Genomic DNA, 18570 nt, shown 5'->3' with positions numbered 1-18570 from the left:
GGGCTGCCAAGTGGGCCAGGACGACACGGACGACTTCGTCGCGTTCGGCGTCAACCCGCCGAGGCGGCCGGCGGACGGGGCGCCGGCTCGGTCAAGGCGGGCTCCGGGGCCCACACCCGTTCCGCGTAGTCGAGGAAGTTCCGCCCGAGGATCTTCTCGATGCGCTCACTGCGGTAGCCGCGCTGCTCCAGCAGGCGGATCAGTTTCCGGAACTGGTCCACTCCGCGCAGGTCGAGGACGAACGGCAGCGTGTCGCCACGTTCGCCCGCCGCTCCGACGCCCGCCTGTTGGCGCAGGGCCACGTGCTCGACGAGGCTCGCCCGGTAGGCGTCGAGGTCGTCGATGGACGTGACGGGGCCGTCGGTGCCGATCCCGACGTGGTCCTCGCCGCACACGTTCACCGCGTGGTCGATGTGCTCCACCACGTCCGCGGCGGTGGGGTGTCCGGAGACGTCGAGGAACGGCATGAAGTAGATGCCGACGAACCCGCCGCGTGAGGCCACCAGGCGCAGTTCCTCGTCGGTCTTGTTGCGGGGCAGGTCGGCCAGGGCACGACAGCCGGTGTGGTTGACCGAGACCGGGCGCCGGGCGATCCTCGCCGCCTCCAGGCAGGTGCGTTCCCCGCTGTGGGAGAGGTCGACCATGAGGTGCTGCTCGTCCAGGGCCTCGACGAGACCGCGGCCGAACTCGGTGAGGCCCCGGTTGCCCGGTGCCATCGACCCGTCGCCGATGTGGTTGGCCTGGTTGTAGGTGAGCTGGACGATCCGCACGCCCCGCTCGGCGAAGGTGGCGACGCGGCTCAGGTCGTCACCGACGGCGACGGCGTTCTGGAAGCCGTAGATGACCCCGATCCTGCCCTCGCGCCTGGCCCGGTGCACGTCGGCGACCGTGAGGATCTTGGTGAGGTCCGCCGCGTTGTCCCGGATGATCGCGTCCCACACGGCTATTTCGTGCAGGGTGTGCTCGTACGGGGGCAGGTCGCCCATGGTGTAGCCGAGGGTGATGTTGACGGCGGTGAGGCCCGAGGCGTGGGCGTCGGCCAAAGCCCGCGCGTCGATGGCCAGTTGCTCGCTGGAGGCGTTGAGCTGGGCGGCGGCCTCGGACGAGCGCGGGGAGTTGGGGTTGTCGAGCTGCCCCAGCGCGTTGATGATCATGGGAGTGGATGTCATCGGCCCTCCTCGGCCTCGTCGCGCCGGGCGCGGGCGGTGGGGAGCGTCCGGTCGAACTCGTCGCGGACGAAGCGGCGGCCTCGCTTGACGGTCATGGTGAGCGTACGCAACCGGTCGACGCCGAGCGTCGGGTCGTCCGCGAGGACGACGAAGTCGGCGAGCTTGCCCGGTTCGACGCTGCCCATCACGGCCTCGGCGCCCGCGCTGCGGGCTCCGATCAGGGTGGCCGAGCGGAGCGCCTGCGCGGGAGTCATCCCGCAGCGGTCCACGAGGAACGCCAGCTCCTCGTACAGCGCGGGGAACGGGTCGTCGGGGTCGGTCTCGTAGTCCGTGCCGGTGGAGACGTCCACACCGGCCCGGTGCGCCTGGGCGGTGAGCCGGGCCGCGAGTTCGCTGTTGAGGCGGGCACGCTCGGCACCCTCGGGTCCGTCCCCGGCCAGGGCGTCGCCGGCCCACATGGCGGCGGTCGCGTCGAGCACGGTCCCCCGCTCGCGCATCAGGGCGAACAGCTCCTCCACACGAGGGTCGTCCCCTCCCGCGAACCTCGCGTGGTCGACGGGGGGTTTGTGCTTGTAGCTCGTCAACTGCCCCTCGGCGCCCTCGAAGGCGAGCAGCGTGACGTGCGAGACGCTGTCCACGCCGGCCAGGACGACCTGCCGGGGGGAGGCGGGGAACACGGTGGCGTGGGCCCAGACGGGGACGCCCTGGCGGTGGGCCTCTTCCGTGATCGCGGCGACGGCGGTGTGGTCGAGGTCCGCGTAGACCTTGATCGCGGCGGCGTGGGTGCCCCGCGCCATCGCCACGGCCAGGCGCAGGTCCGTGTCGTCCGTGATCGCCTGCATCCACGGCACCGCGCCCGGGGTCTCGCCCTGCGACACCTGGTGGGTGCGCGGATCGTCGAAGAACCCGGGGCCGGCCATGAGCGCGGCGTAGCGGATGTCGGGGCCGGGGATCTCGCCGACGAGCGTGGCCCTGGCCAGGTCGCCGACCTGGCGCAGGTCGTCCGCCATGTCGCGGATCGCGGTGACGCCGCTGTAGACGAGCCGGCGGAGGACCGCCTCGGCCGCGGGCCGGTCGGGAGGCGTCGCGATGTGCTGGTGGGAGTCGATGAGCCCGGGGACGACGAAGAGGCCGTCGAGATCGAAGACCTCTGCGTCCGGCGGGAGTTGAGCGTCCAGTTCGGCATCGTCGCCGACGGCGCGGATCCACGACCCGTCGGTGACGATCGTCGTCGAGGGGCGCAGCGGACCCCCGTGCCCGTCGAACAGCGTGGCACCGCGGTACACGGCGACGGTGCCGTCCGGCGGCGGCGCGTACGGGCCGGGCCCGGCAGAGACCTCGTGAGTCATCTTCACCTCGTGGACGCTTGTTACGGTCTGCGTAACAGCTGTATCGTCACTGGAAACAAGGGCCACCGTACGCTGGCCGCCCTCGGCGCCACAAGGAGTGGTCGGAAGTGCCCGCAGCATCACGCTCGGCGGTGGACAAGGCCCTCGACCTGGTCGAGGCCGTGGCCCGCGCCCCCCGCCCCCCGCGCCTCACGGACCTCGCGGAAGAGGTCGGCCTGCACCGCGCCACGGCCTACCGCGTCCTGCTCGACCTCGTCCGCAGAGGCTGGGTGCTCCGGGCCGGCGACCGCTATCTGCCGGGCACCGCGGTCCTGGGACTGTCGTCCGCCGCGGCCAGGAACTCGCTGACGGCCATCGCCCGTCCCGTGCTGGCGGCCCTGTCGGAGGACACCGGGATGATGGTCAACCTCCAGGTTCCGGAAGCGGACCAGGCCCGGGTCATCGACGTCGTGCGCCCCGAACGCCTCGCGATGATCACGCACTTGATGGGTGAGGCCCTGCCGGTCCACCGGTTCGCCGGCCCGCTCGCCCTGGTCGCCGCGCTCCCCCCGGACGCCCGCGCCCCCTACCTCCGCCTCGCCGAGGAGGCGGGACATCCGCTGACCGGGCCCGAGGGCCTGCTGGCCGACATCGAGCGCACCGAGCGGAGCGGGTTCGCCGTCGAGCACGGCCGCAACGAACAGCTCGTCGCCTCCGTCAGCCGCGCCGTCGTCCCCACCCCGGGCGCGCCCGTGTGCGCCCTGACGGTGGTCGGTCTGGACACGGAGTTCGACGAGTCCCGCGTCGCCGGTCTGCGCCGCCGACTGCGGGCGTCGGCCGACGAGTTGCAGCGCCTCCTCACCCGTACCTCCGAGGTCGAGGACGGAGCCGTATGAGTGGGGTCCTCGTCCTCGACCGCGCACAGACGCGCATCTCCCTGGACCCGCACCGCCTGATGGACGCGGTGGCCACGGCCCTCAAGGCCGTCAGCGACGGGACGGCCTCCGCCCCGCCGAGGATCGCCGCCCGCGCCCCGGCCGGGCTGCTGGGCGCCATGCCCGGATACGTTCCCGGACTGGGCCTCGCGGCCAAACTCGTCTCCGTCTTCGCCGACCCCGCCCGGCCGGGGCGCAGCACGCACCGGGGCGTCGTCGCCGTGTTCGACGCCGAGCACGGCGGCCCGCTGGCCCTGATGGACGCCGAGGCCCTCACGGCGATACGCACCGCCGCGTCCGCCACCCACAGCGCCCGCGCCCTGGCACGTCCAAACCACCGCGCCGTCGCCGTCATCGGCACCGGCGCGCAGGCGCGCGCCCAGGTCGAGTTGCTCGCGGTACTCGACCCCGCGACCCCCGTGACGGTCGCGGGCCGCGACCTGGCCGGCGCCCGACGGCTCGCCGGCCTGCACCCCGCGGCGCGCACCGCCGGGAGCATCGAGGAGGCGGTGCGCGAGGCCGGTACGGTCTTCTGCTGCACCGGCGCGGTCCGCCCCGTGATCGAGCGGGCCTGGCTGGCTCCCGGCACCCACGTCAGCTCCGTGGGCGGCTCCCACGGCCCCGAGCTGGACGCCGCCACCGTCCACGACGCCACCCTCTTCGCGGAGTGGCCCGGCGCCGCCGGCTCCCGAGTACCGGCCGGGGCACACGAGTTGCAGGATCTCCCGGCGGGGCGCACGGTCGCGCTCCTCGGTTCCGTCCTGTCGGGACGGCACCCCGGCAGACGCACGGAGGCCGAGCTGACCGTGTTCAAGTCCACCGGCCACGCCGCTCTCGACGTCGCGGCAGCCCATGTCGCGCACGCCGTGGCCCGAGCGGAGGGCCGGGGCACGATCCTCGACCTGTGACCGCGCCGGCGGGCCCTCCGGACCTATGGGACGAACCTCCCCCAAAACCGCGCTCCTGTCTCCCGCCACCCGGAGACGCGGAGGGCGGGGGCTCACCACTCCCGTGCGGCGACCAGCTCCTCGTGGTCCGCGTCCGCGAACCCGTACGCGTCGGCGACGAACGCGAAGTCCTCTGCGATCTCCTCACGCGCCACGGTCTCGATCTCGCTGCCTGCGGCCTCGAACTCGGCCTCCAGGGCGTCAAATTCCTCCGTGGCAACGGCGGTCAGCGCGTACAGGGCGGCGAGACCGTCCGGACGTTCCGCCTCGATGCGGCCGCACAGCCCCAGCAGGATCTCCCTGCCCCGGTCAAGAACGTGATCGGGGTAGTAGTCGTCCTCGTACAGCGCCCGCAGGAACGGGTGCCGCAACACGTTCTCATTCTTGACCGGCATCCCGCTCACTCCCCGACCGCACCGACGACGTGTTCCCCGGATCATGCCGGACGCCACCGACAACGCCGGGCCCGGACGCCGCGTACGGCCGCACGGCCCGCGGCGGGCAACGCGAAAACCCCACCCCGGGTGACCGGGATGGGGTTCGTGGAGCGCCGGGCAGGCCTTGCACCTGCATCTCCCCGCAGGAAGCGGGGCGTCTTTCCTTGGACGACCAACGCGAGGCGCGGTACCGGGAGTTCGGCGACGCGCTCAACATTGATCATACATCAGTCCCCGTGCGCCGCGCGTCGCCCCCGTGAACACCCCCTTCCCCGCGCCTCCTTCACCGGTGGGACCTCCCGGGCGCCCTCACACCTTGAGGATCAGCTTGCCGCGCACGTGTCCCGCCTCGCTCAACTCCTGCGCCTCTGCGGCGTCGGCCAGCGCGAACGTCCCGGCGACCGGGACGGTGAGCCCGCCCTCCACCGCAAGCCTGCCGTGTTCCGTCAGCCAGGTCCGCACGGTGTCCGACGGAGTGCCGCCCCCGGAGAACACCACGCCGTACTCGGCCGCGTCCTGCGCCGCGATCGTGACGATCCGGTCCGTCGTGCCGCCCCTCAGCTCGATCGAGACGGGCAGCGTGTCGTGTCCGGCGGCGTCGAACACCGCGTCGACGCCGTGCGGGGCGGCGGACCGGACCCGGTCGGCGAGCCCTTGCCCGTACGCGACGGGGACCGCGCCCAGCTCGCGCAGGAAGTCGTGGTTGGCGGGGGACGCCGTACCGACCACCGTCGCCCCGAGCGCCACGGCCAGTTGGACGGCGACCTGTCCGACCGCTCCCGCCGCGCCGTGCAGCAGCAGCGTCTCGCTGGACTTGAGGCCCAGCAGGCCCAGCACCCGCTCCGTGGTCTCACCGGCCACCGGCAGCGTCGCCGCGGCCTCGAAGGAGAGACCGGCCGGCTTGTGGACGATGTCGCCGGCGATGGCGTACTCGGCGTAGGCGCCGGTCTTCGTCCACCCGAACACCTCGTCACCGGGCGCGAAGCCGGTGACCCCCTCGCCGAGCGCGTCCACGACCCCGGCGAACTCCAGGCCCGGCACGGCCGGGAAGGTCGTCGGGTAGAACGCCTCCATCCATCCGTGACGGCGTTTGTGGTCAAGGGGATTGACGCCGACCGTCACCACGCGGACCCGCACCTCGCCCGGTCCCGGTTCCGGCTCGGCGAGCTCGCCGAAGGTGAGGACGTCCGCCCCGCCGAACTCGTCGTAAGTGATCGCCTTCATGGCAACTCCCCGCAGTCGTGTCGCGCGGCCACGGTGATCGGACACCGCGGCCGGTGCCGTCGGCCGACGGCACCTCGACGGCCCGCTGCCCGCCGGTGACCGGCGGCCCGGGGCCTGTCGACGGCTCAAGCCTCGTCCGGGGCGCAGCCCGACCGGGCCGGTCTTCCGGACAGTCGCACCTGTCCGAAAGGACAGCCGGTCCGGCAAGGCCGGTCACTACGCTGAGGCGCATGGAACTGTCCGGCTCCGTGCCCGCCCTGACCGCCGCGTACGACGTCATCCGTCAGCCCCTCGGCGGGATCCTGCCGCGACTGTCCTCCGTCCTCGCCGAACCTGTCCCCCACCGCGCGGCCGCCGAACTGTCCACGCACTGCGCGCACTCGCCGTTCAAGGCCCACGGCGACGAGGACCTCGTCGCCCGCCTCGGCACGGCCGACCTGGCGCCGCTGCTCGACTCGGGCGTCGCGGGCCGCCCCTGGCAGGGGACGCTCACCCTCGCCGGCGCGGAACACCCGGCGCTCGCCGTGCGCAGCGACGCCACACCCCGGGGCGCCGTCCTGCTGCTGGTGCGCGAGGACGACGCCGCGCTCGACCCGGCCGTGCTCGGGTTCGTCCAGGCGCTGTGGGACCTGGTGACCAGCCACGTCGACCGGCTGGCCGCGGAGGCCGTACCGGGGGCGCTGGCCCGTTCGCGCACCGCCGCCGACACGCGGGCCCGGGTGATCGCCGAGCTGGGCGAGGCGCACGCCGCGGCGCTGACCGGACTGCTCGGCGTGCTGCGCGGCCGCGCCACGGACGACGCGGCCGCCCGGGCCGCCGCCACCGATCTGGCCGTCACGGCCCTGCTGGACCTGCGTGCCATGGCCGAACGGGACCAGGAGATCGCCGAGGAGCCGGCCGACGAGGCGTTCGCACGGCTCGCGGAGTCGCTGCGGCCGCTGGTGCGCTACGGCCCCGTCCGGCTGGAGCTGGGCGCCCCGCGGGCGACCAGGCCGCTGGCGGCGGACGTGGCGCACACCGCGCGGGCGGTCGTCCGGGCGGTGCTGATGAAGGTGCTGGAGCAGGAGGCGGTCACCCGGGTCCACATCGGCTGGCAGGTCACGGAGGACGAACTGCGGGCGACCGTGCGGGACGACGGGCCCGGCGTGCTGTCCCACTGCGCCCTGGGCCCGGGCCGGGTGGTGGAACGCCTCGACGTCCTGGACGGACGCCTGGACGTCGACGCCGTGCCGGGCTGGGGCTCGACGGTCACGGCGACCATCCCGCTGCGTGCCACGCGGGAGCCGGCGCCGCACCCGCTGACCTCGCTGGGCGAACGCGAGCTGGAGGTGCTGACCCGGCTGGCACTCGGGCACCGCAACCGCGCCATCGCGCAGGAGCTGCACATCACCGAGTCCACGGTGAAGTTCCACGTCGCCAACATCCTGACGAAGCTGGGCGTCACTTCCCGCGGCGAGGCGGCGGCCCTCTTCCACGCCGCGGCCTGACGCGACGCCCGCGGGACCAGGCTGGCCGGGCGGGGCCCGGCAGACACGGCGGACCCGACGGGACGGGACCGGGAGCCAGCGGGCCCGGGGGCCGCCGGGGCGCTGAGGCCGAGAGGGCTCAGGGGGCCGACGGGGCTTAGGGAGCCTAGGGGGCCTAGGGGGCCTAGGGGGCCTAGGGGGCCTAGGGGGCCCAACGGCCGACCAGGCCGACGGGAGGCTCCCGCGACGACCGCCCCGCGTCGACCCGCAGGTGCCACCCCCCGCCGGCGCGGGACGGAACGGCCGGAGCCCGGTGACATCGTTGCTACCGACGAGTAGGTTGTGGGTGACGAAAGGATCTCCATGCCCCGCACCTACACCGTGACGCGCAGCATTCTCGTCGAGGCGTCGCCCCTGTCCGTGTATGAGGAGGTCAGCCGCCCGGCCCAGATGGGGCGCTGGAGTCCTGAGAACCTCGGCGCGACGGTGACCCGTCCCGACGAACCGGCGGAGCTCGGGCTGGTCTTCGAGGGGCACAACAAGCGCGGCGCGTTCCGCTGGACGACCCGGTGCACGGTGATCGCCGCCGAACCCGGCCGCCGCTTCGCGTTCCGCGTCCACGCCATCGGAGTCAGGCGGCCCCGGCTGCGCGCGCCGATAGCCACCTGGGAGTACCGCTTCGCGCAGGACGGCGCGGCGACGCGGGTGACCGAGTCCTGGACCGACGACCGCCGCTCCTGGCCGGACTTCGTGGCGAACGCCTTCGACCGCGTGGCGACCGGCGGGAAGACCTTCGCGGCCTTCCAGGTCGGCAACATCGACAGGACGCTCCGCAACCTGAAGCGCGAACTGGAGGCCGGCCGGACCGCCCCGACCAGCCCATAAAGCGGCCTTATGAGGTCATCAACCGGACCCCCGTACTAAGTTAGGATTGCCTTAGTTTAGGCTTCCCGACGAGCCAGCCTGTCATCGCTCGAAGGGAACCTGATCATGTCGCGCCCTCTGCGGGTAGCCATCGTCGGAGCCGGCCCCGCCGGTATCTACGCCGCCGATGCGTTGCTCAAATCCGAAGTGGCCGGCGAGCCCGGGGTCTCCATCGACCTCTTCGAGCGGATGCCCGCCCCCTTCGGCCTGATCCGCTACGGCGTGGCCCCCGACCACCCCCGTATCAAGGGCATCATCACCGCCCTCCACCAGGTGCTCGACAAGCCCCAGATCCGCCTCTTCGGCAACGTGGACTACCCGCGCGACATCGATCTGGACGACCTGCGGACCTTCTACGACGCGGTCGTGTTCTCCACGGGCGCGACGGCGGACCGGGCGCTCGACATCCCCGGCGTCGACCTCGACGGTTCGTACGGCGCGGCCGACTTCGTCTCCTGGTACGACGGCCACCCGGACGTCCCCCGCACCTGGCCACTCGACGCGGAGAAGGTCGCCGTCCTCGGGGTCGGGAACGTGGCGCTCGACGTCGCCCGCATCCTGGCCAAGACGGCCGACGAACTCCTGCCGACCGAGATCCCGCCGAACGTCCACGAGGGTCTGCAGGCCAACCGCGCCCGGGAGATCCACGTCTTCGGCCGGCGCGGCCCGGCCCAGGCGAAGTTCAGCCCGATGGAACTGCGGGAGCTGGACCACTCCCCCACCATCGAGGTCATCGTCGACCCCGAGGACATCGACTACGACGACGGCTCGATCGCCACCCGGCGCGGCAACAAGCAGGCGGACATGGTCGCCAAGACGCTGGAGAACTGGGCGATCCGCGACGCCGGCGACCGGCCGCACAAGCTGTTCCTGCACTTCTTCGAGTCGCCCACCGAGATCCTCGGCGAGGACGGCCGCGTCACCGGTCTGCGCACCGAGCGCACCGAACTCGACGGCACCGGCAACGTCAAGGGCACCGGGGCGTACAAGGACTGGGACGTCACGGCCGTCTACCGCGCCGTCGGCTACCTCTCGGACCAGCTGCCCAAGCTGCCCTGGGACCTCGGCACGGGCACCGTCCCGGACGAGGGCGGTCGGGTCATCGAGGCCACCGGCGAGCACCTGCAGTCCACGTACGTCACCGGCTGGATCCGCCGCGGTCCCATCGGTCTCATCGGCCACACCAAGGGCGACGCCAACGAGACCGTCGCCAGCCTGCTGGACGACCACGCGAACGACCGCCTGCACACCCCGGCCTCCCCGGCCCCGGAAGCGGTCGACGCGTTCCTCGCCGAGCGCGAGGTCCGCTACACCACCTGGGACGGCTGGTACCGGCTGGACGCCGCGGAGAAGGCGCTCGGCGCGCCACAGGGCCGCGAGCGGGTGAAGATCGTCGAGCGCGACGAGATGCTGGACGCCAGCGGCGCCTGACGACACGCCGGAGCGGGGCACGGGCCCGCTCCGGAACGCCGGCTCACCGGGGCCGCGTACGGGGTGACGCCCCCACGCGGCCTCCCGGCCGTCCCGGCGGCGGGCGGGGCGAACCCTCTCACGGCGGGGGACGGCGGACGCGCGCCCCCTCCCCCGCACCGCGTGATCGGCACGGCCCATACTGGGGGACGCACGCCGTCTCCCAACGTCAGAGTGATACATGGCCAAGTCCCCCACCGTCCGCGCCTCGGCTCCCGACACCGTGTGGCTGGCACGCGGACGCTATGTCGGCCCCGACGCGGAGGACGTCGTCCGCCGGCGTCTGCGCGAGCAGAAGAGCGACCGGGTCATCCAGGACCACCTCGAACTGGACGACACACCGGACGACACCCGCGACGGTGCCGGGCCTCGCGTGTTCGAGGCGCGATGGCAGGTCTCCGGGGCCGTCACCGTGCGCGCGCGGCTGACGGTCGAGGCGGTTCACGGCAGGACCGACGAGTGGACCTGGTCGCTGGCCGCGGAGGCGGAGCGGCCCTGGGACCTGGCGATGCCGTCGCCCGCCACCATGTTCTGGCCCGAGGACACCGACGTGCCCTGGGACCACGACCTCGTCCCCGGACTGCGCTTCCGTGCCGTCAACCGGCTCCCGGCGCAGGACAAGGAGCTGCGCCGGCTGCTCAACACCGCCGCGCGCCACACCTGGAGCATCCACGTCGTCGTCCACGAGGCGATGACGACCGACGAGCGCGGCCGGCGTCCGCTGGCCCGGCTGATGCCGCCCAGCCTCAGGCACCGCATCGTGGAACACCGCGCCGCGCCCGACCAGTTCCAGATCGTCAACTGGGCGCTGAGCGACCTCGGCGTCCAGGTCCCGCGAGGGGGCGCGGTCGTCCTGCCCGGGTCACCCCCGAGGCCCGGATACGAGGACGACGACTTCACCGTGCGGAGCGTCTTCCTGGACGGCTCGGTGCCCACCGACCTCATCGACACGGTGACGCGCTACGCGGCCCTGCCCAGGCCCCTGGTCGAGGACGCCGCCGCGGCCGTGGCCGGTCTCCGCGAGCAGTGGCACCTGCTGACCGTCGAGGAGGAACTCGCCCATGCGCGCGCCCTGGTGGCCACGTACGCCGAGGCGCTCGACGCGATGACGAAGTCCCGCGACCTGTACCGGGAGGCCGCGGAACTCGCCCACGAGGCGCTGGCCGCCTCCCAGGAGTCCGGCGCCGGCGCCCCGGTCGTCGGGAAGCCGCGCAAGCCCGAGGTCCTCCCCTTCCGGGGCCTGGCGAAGACCTTCGAACGCCTGAAGGACACGGCCGGTTCGCTCCGCCTGCCGGGCGCGGGCCCGGCGTCCCCCGCCCCCCGCGCCGAGGAGCCGGACGCGCACACCGACGGCCGCCGCGACGATGTTCCCTGCTCCTAGGGTCAGTCGTCCGGATCAAGCCGGCCTCGCGGAGTCCGGCACGCCCGCCCGCGGCGCTGCCACCGCTCGCCGGGCGGCCGGTCAGGTGCCCAGGCCGAAGCCCTTCGTCGTGTACGCGCACTCGGTGTAGATGTAGCCGGAGGACAGCTTGGCGGTGTCCGAGGCGGGGGTCGTGCCGGAGGTGCCGGACTTCGACTTGTGCAGGAAGTACGTCGTGCCCACGGGAAGGCTGATCGTCCGCTGCGGGTACTTCTTGCCGGCGCTGCAGGGCTTGAACGACGGGGAGAGCGTGCTCGACGTGGAGTAGGCCGTGCAGCTGCCGCAGCCCTTGAGCGTGAGGCTGCCGGTCACCGGCCCGGTGAAGAGGACGGTGATGTCGTCCGGGCTGTCGTTCTTGAGCGTGACGGTGATGCTGCCGCCGGACGCCGTCGTCGGCAGGCGCTTGCCCGCGGCGGGGACGGTCTGCGCGATCTCCGCGGCGATCGCGATCTTCTTCGCGCGCTCCAGGTTCCTGTGGCCCTTGTTGTCCTTCACGAAGTCGTTCATGGTGCTGAGCGCGTCCGCGAAGTCGCCGTCCTTGTACTGGTCCACGCCGCAGTCGTACGCGCCCGAGCCGGCGCTCTTGTCGGCCCGGCCGACGTCCTTGGCGAGGGCCTGCTCCACACCGGCCTCCTCCCCGTTCAGCCCCTCGACCTGGGAGCTGAGCGCCTTGAGCCGGTCGACGGCCGCGCACGGTTCGTCGCCGCGCACGTCCTTGACCGCCTTGTCGACCGCCGAGCCGACGGCCGCTTGGACCTTCGCCGCGTGCTCCGACTGGGGGAAGGTGGCGAGGAGTTCACCGAAGTGCGCCGGCCAGACCGCGTCGCCGGCGGCCAGACCGTCGGACCCGCACTCGTACAGGGAGGCGGCCAGCCGGTCGTCGGGCCAGGTGGCGAGCGAGCCGAGATCCTTCTTGTCCGTGCTCCGGGAGAGCGTCCGCAGGTAGTCCAGGGGCGGGATGGCGTCGCAGTACTTCTTCTGCGCGTAGGGGGCGCCGACGGTCGTGTAGAAGGTCTTCAGGCGGTCCGGCACCCGCTCGGCCGCCCGGGAGCCGGGGTGGTCGTCCCGGAGGTCGCCGTACGCGCGCCAGGCGTCCTTCAGATCGGCCCGGACGCTCCCGAAGGGCTTGCCGTCGGCGGCCGACACCAGCCGGTCGGCCCGTTCGAGCCGGTCGAGGAGCATCTCCTCGGTCGCCTCGTCACGCGCGCCGTCGTAGAGCACGACGCCGCCGGCCGGGACGGCGAGGAGCACCAGACCGAGCAGGATCGCGACGGGAGCGCCGACGGGCCACGCCAGCCGGGTGCGCAGTCCCACGACCGCGCCGTGGACGGCCGCGAGCACCAGGAAGACCACGTACGCGGTCAGGGCGCCGCCCGAGACGCCGTCGGGGTCGGCGGGCAGCGCGACGAACAGCAGGACCGCGGTCGCGGCCCAGCACACCGCCGCGAGGAGCCAACGGCGCACCAGCACGTAACCGAGCCCCAGGCCGCTGAGGTTCAGCAGTGCGACCGCGACGGCCCGCACCGGGTCGGCGGGAGCGGGTGGCGGCGCGGACGGCATCGGAGGCACGGCGTACCCGTACGTCGCCCCGAACTGATCACCTGACATGTCGGCTCCCCCCGGTCAACTGCGCCCGCATGTCTGCGATTTGGCAGTGTACGTTCAGTGGCCCCGCCGCGACAGTGGGTTCAGACGGTGATCTCGCCAACAGGGCGGTACGAGCCGCCGGAAGACGTTCTTGTCATGCACCTGTACAGACGGCCCGGGCTCGTGCTGTCATGCCAACTGCCGCCCTTTCCAACGTTGTACAGCTCGGGGCGACGAGCCGCCACCCCCCTTCGGCCGATCCGGCCCCCGCCCCGCCTCGCCCCAGCCCCGGACCCGGCCCGGGCTGCCGGCACCGGGCGTCGCGGCCGCTGGACGTACGCGCACGTCCTTGCCCCCACCCGACCCCCGAGGAGTCACGATGCGCAGCACCGCCGCTCCCCCCGCCGCGACCGCCTGGCTCAGACGCGGAGCGAGGCGGATCACCACCGCCCTGGCCACCCTCACGCTGGTGTGCACGGCGGCGCTGACCGCCACGGGCCCGGCACAGGCCGCCCCCGCCGCGTGGACCCCCAAGCCCGCCCCCATGACCACTCCGTGGACGAACCAGGTCCCGGTCGACAAGCCGCTGCCGGAGTACCCGCGCCCTCAGCTCACCCGCCCCGACTGGGCCAACCTCAACGGCATCTGGGACTTCGCCGTCACCTCGGCGGACGCCGGCCGGCCCTCGTCGTTCCCCGAGCAGATCCGGGTGCCGTTCGTCGCTGAGTCCGCCCTGTCCGGCATCCAGCGCAGGATCACCCAGAACGACAAGCTCTGGTACAAGCGCACCTTCACCGTCCCGGCCGGCTGGAACGGCCGCCGCGTCCAGCTCAACTTCGGCGCCAGCGACTGGCGTACGACGGTCTGGGTCAACGGCACGCAGGTCGGAGGCACGCACAGCGGGGGCTACGACTCCTTCTCGTACGACATCACCGACCGGCTCAACGGCGGCACCAACACCGTCGTCGTCTCCGTCTGGGACCCCACCCAGACGGGCGGCCAGGCGATCGGCAAGCAGCGCATCAACGACGTGACGCCGCACGCCGGGGGCGGGATCTTCTACACCGCCGCCTCGGGCATCTGGCAGACGGTGTGGCTGGAGCCCACGTCGGCGGCCCACATCACCCGGCTCGACATGGTGCCCGACCTCTCGAACAACACCCTGAAGGTCACCGTCAGGGGCGACGGCGTCGCGGGGCAGAGCGCCCGGGTGACCGTGTCCTCCGGCTCGACCACGGTGGGCAGCGCGACGGGTCCGGTCGGCAGCACGTTCACGGTGCCGGTCCCCGGCCCGCACCTGTGGACGCCCGAGGACCCCTTCCTCTACGACGTCAAGGCGGACCTGGTCTCCGGGACCACGACGGTCGACTCCGTGGGCAGCTACACCGGGATGCGCTCCATCGGCATCGCGAGGGCCGACGGAGTCCTGCGTCCCGTCCTCAACGGCAGGTTCGTCTTCCAGACCGGCACCCTCGACCAGGGCTACTGGCCGGACGGCATCTACACCGCGCCCACCGACGACGCCCTCAAGTACGACCTGCAGAAGCACAAGGACCTCGGCTTCAACATGGTGCGCAAGCACATCAAGGTCGAACCGCAGCGCTGGTTCTACTGGGCGGACAGGCTGGGACTGCTGGTGTGGCAGGACATGCCGGCGATGGACACCCGCACCCCGGACGGCGCCGCCCGGACGCAGTGGGAGGCCGAGTACGACCGCGTCATCGACCAGCACCGCAGCTCGCCGTCCGTGGTGATGTGGGTCGACCAGAACGAGGGCTGGGGCCAGTACGACCAGGCCCGCATCGCCGACCACGTGAAGGCGTACGACCCCTCGCGGCTGGTCGACAACATGAGCGGCGTCAACTGCTGCGGCGCGGTCGACGGCGGCAACGGCGACGTGCTGGACCACCACGTCTACGTCGGTCCCGGAACCACCGTGCCGAGTGCCACCCGCGCCGCCGTCCTCGGCGAGTACGGCGGCCTGGGCTTCAAGGTGGCCGGCCACGAGTGGTATCCCGGCGGCGGCTTCAGCTACGAGGACCAGCCGGACCGTGCGCACCTCGACAACCGCCTCGTCGGACTCCTCGACGCGCTGCGCGAGGTGCGGATGCCCGCCGGACTCTCCGCGTCGGTCTACACGGAGATCACCGACGTGGAGAACGAGGCGAACGGGCTCCTCACCTACGACCGGCAGGTCGTCAAGGTGGACGCGGCCCGGATCCGGGCCGCCAACAAGGCACTCGTCGACGCGTCCCGGTCGCCGGCCGCGCCCGTCACCCTGCCCGCGAACGAGTACAAATCCCTGCGGGTGACCACCCCCGGCTTCACGAACCGCTACCTGCGGCACCGGGACGGCGCCGCCTACACCGACGTCGTCGACGCGAACAGCACCGCCCTGCTGAAGAACGACGCCACCTGGAAGATCGTGCCGGGCCTGGCCGACAGTGCGTGCTACTCCTTCGAGTCGCGCAACTACCCCGGCCAGTACCTGCGTCACCGCGACTTCCGCGTCTACAAGGAGGCGGGCAGCGGGGACGTGTTCCGGGCCGACGCGACCTTCTGCGCGGTGCGGGGCGCGGGCGGCGCGGTGCGCCTGTCCGCGTCGAACTTCCCCGGGCAGTACCTGCGGCACTACAGCGCCGAACTCTGGCTGGCCACTCCGGGCGGCACCCACGCGTGGGACAACCCGGCCTCGTTCGCCGAGGACACCAGCTGGGCCGTCGAGGCGCCCTGGGCGCCCTGACGGCACGGGGAGCGGCAGGCCCCACCGGGCCGGCCGCTCCCCGCCCACGGCCGCGCTCGAACGTCGTCTTCGGCGGGCCTCCGCCCGGTCCGGCGAGCTGCCGCGAGGACGGCGTCCGGGTCACGCCGTCGCGTCGTCGGCCGGTGGACGGCGGACCACCAGGCGCTCCACGGCGAACGACATCTCCCTGGTCCCCGGATCGGGAGGCGGGTGCCAACGCCCGGCGCACACCGAGAGGTTGACGATGAGGTGGGCGTACCAGTCCTCCCCGACCCCGTTCCCGTCGGCGAAGACACGTGTGCCGTTCACCCACCACACCACGGAGCCGGCGCCGAACTCCACGCTCAGCTCGACGTGCCCGCCCGGACGGACGGCCTCGTCCCGGTGGTAGTGCTGGCCCCCTCGGACGTGGTTGGACAGTTCCAGCAGGTCGGGATTGTCGGGGTGGTACTCGAACACGTCGATCTCCTGGCCGCCGTCCCGCCAGGTCCAGACGGCGGGCCAGGCACCGATCTCCGCGGGCAGGCGGACCCGGGTCTCCAGCACGTCTCCCGTGCGCAGGGTGAACTCCTCCTCGCTCCCCTCGGTGGTCAGCAGGCCGGTGCTCCACAGCCCGTCGCGCCGTCGCCGCGCGCGAAAGGTGCCGGTGCGGCTGTAGGCGGGGTGCGAGACGAGGTGGTCGAGCTTGTCGTCCGTCGGGTTGACGGGACCGCCACCGGGATAGGCCCACGACCGTCCGGCCACCCATTGGGCGCGCGAACTGAAGTCGGCCGTGAAGACGACGTCGGACACAGGCCGGCTCCTTCGGATCGTGGGCGTATGGGGCCCCTTCGGCGGACGGTTCCTCCCCAGCGGGCCGCCGCTCAAGCGCCCGGCGCGGCGCGCCGCCGCCGGAACAACCCGTTGGAGTGAATCCGCCCGCGAGAACGGGGGCCCGAGGAGCGGCAGCCGGGGGCCCGTGAGGAAACCGGCCACCGGAGGCGGGCGAGTGTCCGGAAGAGGAGCGTCCGGTCGAGTGACGGCGATTCGCACCGCCGGCGAGGGCGCTGCGAAGATCACCGCGCACTTCGCCACCACGGCAGTCATCGGCGCTGCCGCCTGCCCCCCGGAGGGTCAATGGGCCACGGCCTCGCACTGCGTGAAGCCATCAGCGACGCGGAGACGACACCGCTGATCGGCGTCTACGACATGTACTCGGCGTCCCTGGCGGCGCGCCACTACGACGGCCTGTTCCTGTCGGGCTTCGGCTTCGCCGCCTCGCACTACGGACTGCCCGACATCGGGTTCATCGCGTGGCCCGACATCGTGGCCTTCGCGGAGCGGCTGCGGCTCGCGTTCCCCCGGCACCACCTGCTCGTGGACATCGACGACGGCTACGCCGACCCGGAGGTGGCCTGTCACGTCGTCCAGCGGCTGGAGCGGGCCGGGGCGTCCGGGGTCGTCCTGGAGGACCAGAGGCGCCCCCGCCGCTGCGGCCACGCGGACGGCAAGCAGATCCTGCCGCTGGAGGAGTACCTGGAGAAGCTCCGCATGGTGCTCGACAGCCGCTCGGAGATGCTCGTCGTGGCCCGCACGGACGCCACGGACGACACCGAGATCGAGCGCCGGGCGGTCGCGCTGGCCAAGAGCGGCGCGGACGTGGTCCTGGTCGACGGGGTGCGCACCGTCGAGTCCATCCGCCGGATCCGCGAGGTCACCGGCGGGGTGCCACTGCTGTTCAACCAGATCGGCGGCGGCAAGTCCCCCCGGCTTTCCCTGTCGGAGCTGACGGAGCTGGGGGTCGACGTGGCGATCTACAGCACCCCCTGCCTGTTCGCCGCGCACGACGCCATCGACGACGCTCTGCGTGGGCTCAAGGACGCGGACGGGCGCCTTCCGGAGCCCGCGCCGGGCGGTGCGACCGTCGCCGCGTCCACGCGGCTCCTGGAGGGCAACATCAGCCGGCACCACGGCAGCCGTCACCTTCCTGTCTGACGGCTCGGCCGAGCAGCCGGGGAGGTGGGCGGAGGCGACCCGGCGGGTCGGCCGGGCCGGGAGACGCTCAGGTCGCGTCCCACAGGCGGCGGTAGAAGTCCATGCGGTGCGGGTCCGGGGCGATGCCGTAGGCCTCCAGCAGGGCGTCCTCCCAGCCGGGGCCGTAGTTCCACCGTGTGTTGTCGGCGGCCACGGCGAGATCGGCCCACCGGTCGGCGGCACCGAGCGCGCCCATGTCGACGTGCGCGGACCAGGAACCGTCGTCGTGCAGCAGCGTGTTCGGGGCGCAGGGGTCACCGTGACAGACCACGAGACGGTCGACCGACGGGGGCTCGGGCAGGTCGGCGGGCACCTCGATGCCCGCCCGCCGGGCCCGGGCCAGCCGCCGGCCCACCGACCAGTCGAAGGGGCACTCCGCGACGGGCAGTCGCTCGTGCAGCGCCCGCAGCCCCGTGCCCAGCGCACGGACCGCCCGCGCCGGTTCGGCCTTCCACCGGTCGCTGACCGCGCTCTCACCGGGCAGCGCGTGGGTGACGAGCCACTCCCCCGAGGCGTCCGATCCGTGGTCGCGCACCCGGGGCACCGGTGTGTAGGCGGCGGCCCAGCGCAGCCGTACGGCCTCGGCCGCCAGGTCGAGCGCCGACCCGGCCGGAGCCCATTTGGCGAAGAGCCCGTCCGGCCCGTCGCCGATGCGGAAAGTGAGTCCGCCGAGCTGGTTCTGCCACACCGGCAGGACCGGACGCCCCTCGGCCAGGGCGGCGATCGGCGCGGGCACCCGCACGGGCGAGAGAGGCGGTCCGGAGTAGAGCATGCGCCGATGATCCGCCGCGGGCCGCGCCGCACGCCAACGGATTTCCGCCGGCGCGAAAGCCGCGGCGGCCGCCGGACTCGGCCGCGGTCGGGGACCCCGGCCGGCGCGTCCGGCGCGCCGCCCGGCGGCCGCCAC

The 18570-nt window shown here is 73.0% G+C and carries 15 protein-coding genes; 8 read left to right on the top strand and 7 right to left on the bottom strand.

Annotation, left to right across the window (positions count from 1 at the left end; translation table 11 throughout):
- Positions 1 to 50: 50 nt before the first annotated feature.
- A complete protein-coding gene (locus ACWGIS_RS30565; protein ID WP_453365712.1) occupies positions 51 to 1169 on the bottom strand; it encodes a dipeptidase in 1119 nt (372 codons plus the stop codon).
- Entirely contained in the window at positions 1166 to 2518 is a 1353-nt protein-coding gene (locus tag ACWGIS_RS30560; RefSeq protein ID WP_453365731.1) for an amidohydrolase family protein, read from the bottom strand. The genes ACWGIS_RS30565 and ACWGIS_RS30560 overlap by 4 nt, the downstream gene beginning before the upstream one ends.
- Before the next feature lie 107 nt (positions 2519 to 2625).
- Here ACWGIS_RS30560 and ACWGIS_RS30555 point away from each other — a divergent pair, with 107 nt between their 5' ends.
- Both ACWGIS_RS30555 and ACWGIS_RS30550 read left to right on the top strand, forming a co-directional pair.
- A complete protein-coding gene (locus ACWGIS_RS30555; RefSeq protein WP_453365711.1) occupies positions 2626 to 3393 on the top strand; it encodes an IclR family transcriptional regulator in 768 nt (255 codons plus the stop codon).
- On the top strand, positions 3390 to 4340 hold the full coding sequence (locus ACWGIS_RS30550) for an ornithine cyclodeaminase family protein (protein WP_453365710.1): 951 nt from the start codon (positions 3390 to 3392) through the stop codon (positions 4338 to 4340). Before ACWGIS_RS30555 ends, ACWGIS_RS30550 begins: the two co-directional genes overlap by 4 nt.
- Before the next feature lie 92 nt (positions 4341 to 4432).
- Here the strand turns inward: ACWGIS_RS30550 and ACWGIS_RS30545 are convergent, their stop codons facing one another.
- Together ACWGIS_RS30545 and ACWGIS_RS30540 are read right to left on the bottom strand one after the other, a co-directional pair.
- Positions 4433 to 4774 (bottom strand): DUF5713 family protein, encoded by a 342-nt coding sequence (locus ACWGIS_RS30545; RefSeq protein WP_453365709.1) that lies wholly within the window; start codon positions 4772 to 4774, stop codon positions 4433 to 4435.
- Positions 4775 to 5125: 351 nt separating this feature from the next.
- Entirely contained in the window at positions 5126 to 6040 is a 915-nt protein-coding gene (locus ACWGIS_RS30540) for an NADP-dependent oxidoreductase (protein WP_453365708.1), read from the bottom strand.
- Between the two features lie 230 nt (positions 6041 to 6270).
- On the opposite strand from ACWGIS_RS30540, the gene ACWGIS_RS30535 reads away from it, so the two are divergent.
- From ACWGIS_RS30535 to ACWGIS_RS30520, 4 genes are all read left to right on the top strand, one after another.
- The gene (locus ACWGIS_RS30535; RefSeq protein WP_453365707.1) at positions 6271 to 7527 is read left to right on the top strand and encodes a LuxR C-terminal-related transcriptional regulator; all 1257 of its coding nucleotides are present in this window, start codon (positions 6271 to 6273) and stop codon (positions 7525 to 7527) included.
- A gap of 342 nt (positions 7528 to 7869) precedes the next feature.
- Positions 7870 to 8391, top strand: a complete 522-nt coding sequence (locus tag ACWGIS_RS30530) for an SRPBCC family protein (protein WP_453365706.1) — start codon at positions 7870 to 7872, stop codon at positions 8389 to 8391.
- A gap of 105 nt (positions 8392 to 8496) precedes the next feature.
- A complete protein-coding gene (locus ACWGIS_RS30525) occupies positions 8497 to 9861 on the top strand; it encodes an FAD-dependent oxidoreductase (protein ID WP_453365705.1) in 1365 nt (454 codons plus the stop codon).
- A gap of 220 nt (positions 9862 to 10081) precedes the next feature.
- Positions 10082 to 11281, top strand: coding sequence for a hypothetical protein (locus tag ACWGIS_RS30520; protein WP_453365704.1), 1200 nt, complete (start codon positions 10082 to 10084; stop codon positions 11279 to 11281).
- Between the two features lie 81 nt (positions 11282 to 11362).
- Here ACWGIS_RS30520 and ACWGIS_RS30515 read toward each other — a convergent pair whose 3' ends face one another.
- Entirely contained in the window at positions 11363 to 12928 is a 1566-nt protein-coding gene (locus ACWGIS_RS30515) for a hypothetical protein (RefSeq protein WP_453365703.1), read from the bottom strand.
- A 358-nt stretch (positions 12929 to 13286) separates the two neighbouring features.
- Between ACWGIS_RS30515 and ACWGIS_RS30510 the strand changes: the two genes are divergently transcribed.
- On the top strand, positions 13287 to 15650 hold the full coding sequence (locus ACWGIS_RS30510) for an AbfB domain-containing protein (RefSeq protein ID WP_453365702.1): 2364 nt from the start codon (positions 13287 to 13289) through the stop codon (positions 15648 to 15650).
- Between the two features lie 120 nt (positions 15651 to 15770).
- Here the strand turns inward: ACWGIS_RS30510 and ACWGIS_RS30505 are convergent, their stop codons facing one another.
- Positions 15771 to 16442 (bottom strand): beta-glucanase, encoded by a 672-nt coding sequence (locus ACWGIS_RS30505; RefSeq protein WP_453365701.1) that lies wholly within the window; start codon positions 16440 to 16442, stop codon positions 15771 to 15773.
- A 324-nt stretch (positions 16443 to 16766) separates the two neighbouring features.
- On the opposite strand from ACWGIS_RS30505, the gene ACWGIS_RS30500 reads away from it, so the two are divergent.
- A complete protein-coding gene (locus ACWGIS_RS30500) occupies positions 16767 to 17624 on the top strand; it encodes an isocitrate lyase/PEP mutase family protein (RefSeq protein WP_453365700.1) in 858 nt (285 codons plus the stop codon).
- A 67-nt stretch (positions 17625 to 17691) separates the two neighbouring features.
- Here ACWGIS_RS30500 and ACWGIS_RS30495 read toward each other — a convergent pair whose 3' ends face one another.
- Complete coding sequence (locus tag ACWGIS_RS30495) at positions 17692 to 18435, bottom strand: phosphotransferase (protein WP_453365699.1); 744 nt, start codon at positions 18433 to 18435, stop codon at positions 17692 to 17694.
- Between the last annotated feature and the right edge of the window lie 135 nt (positions 18436 to 18570).

This window comes from Streptomyces sp. NPDC054842 (genome assembly GCF_053611025.1).
Note: the sequence above shows the minus strand (reverse complement) of the source record. Positions and strands in the feature narration are given on the sequence as shown.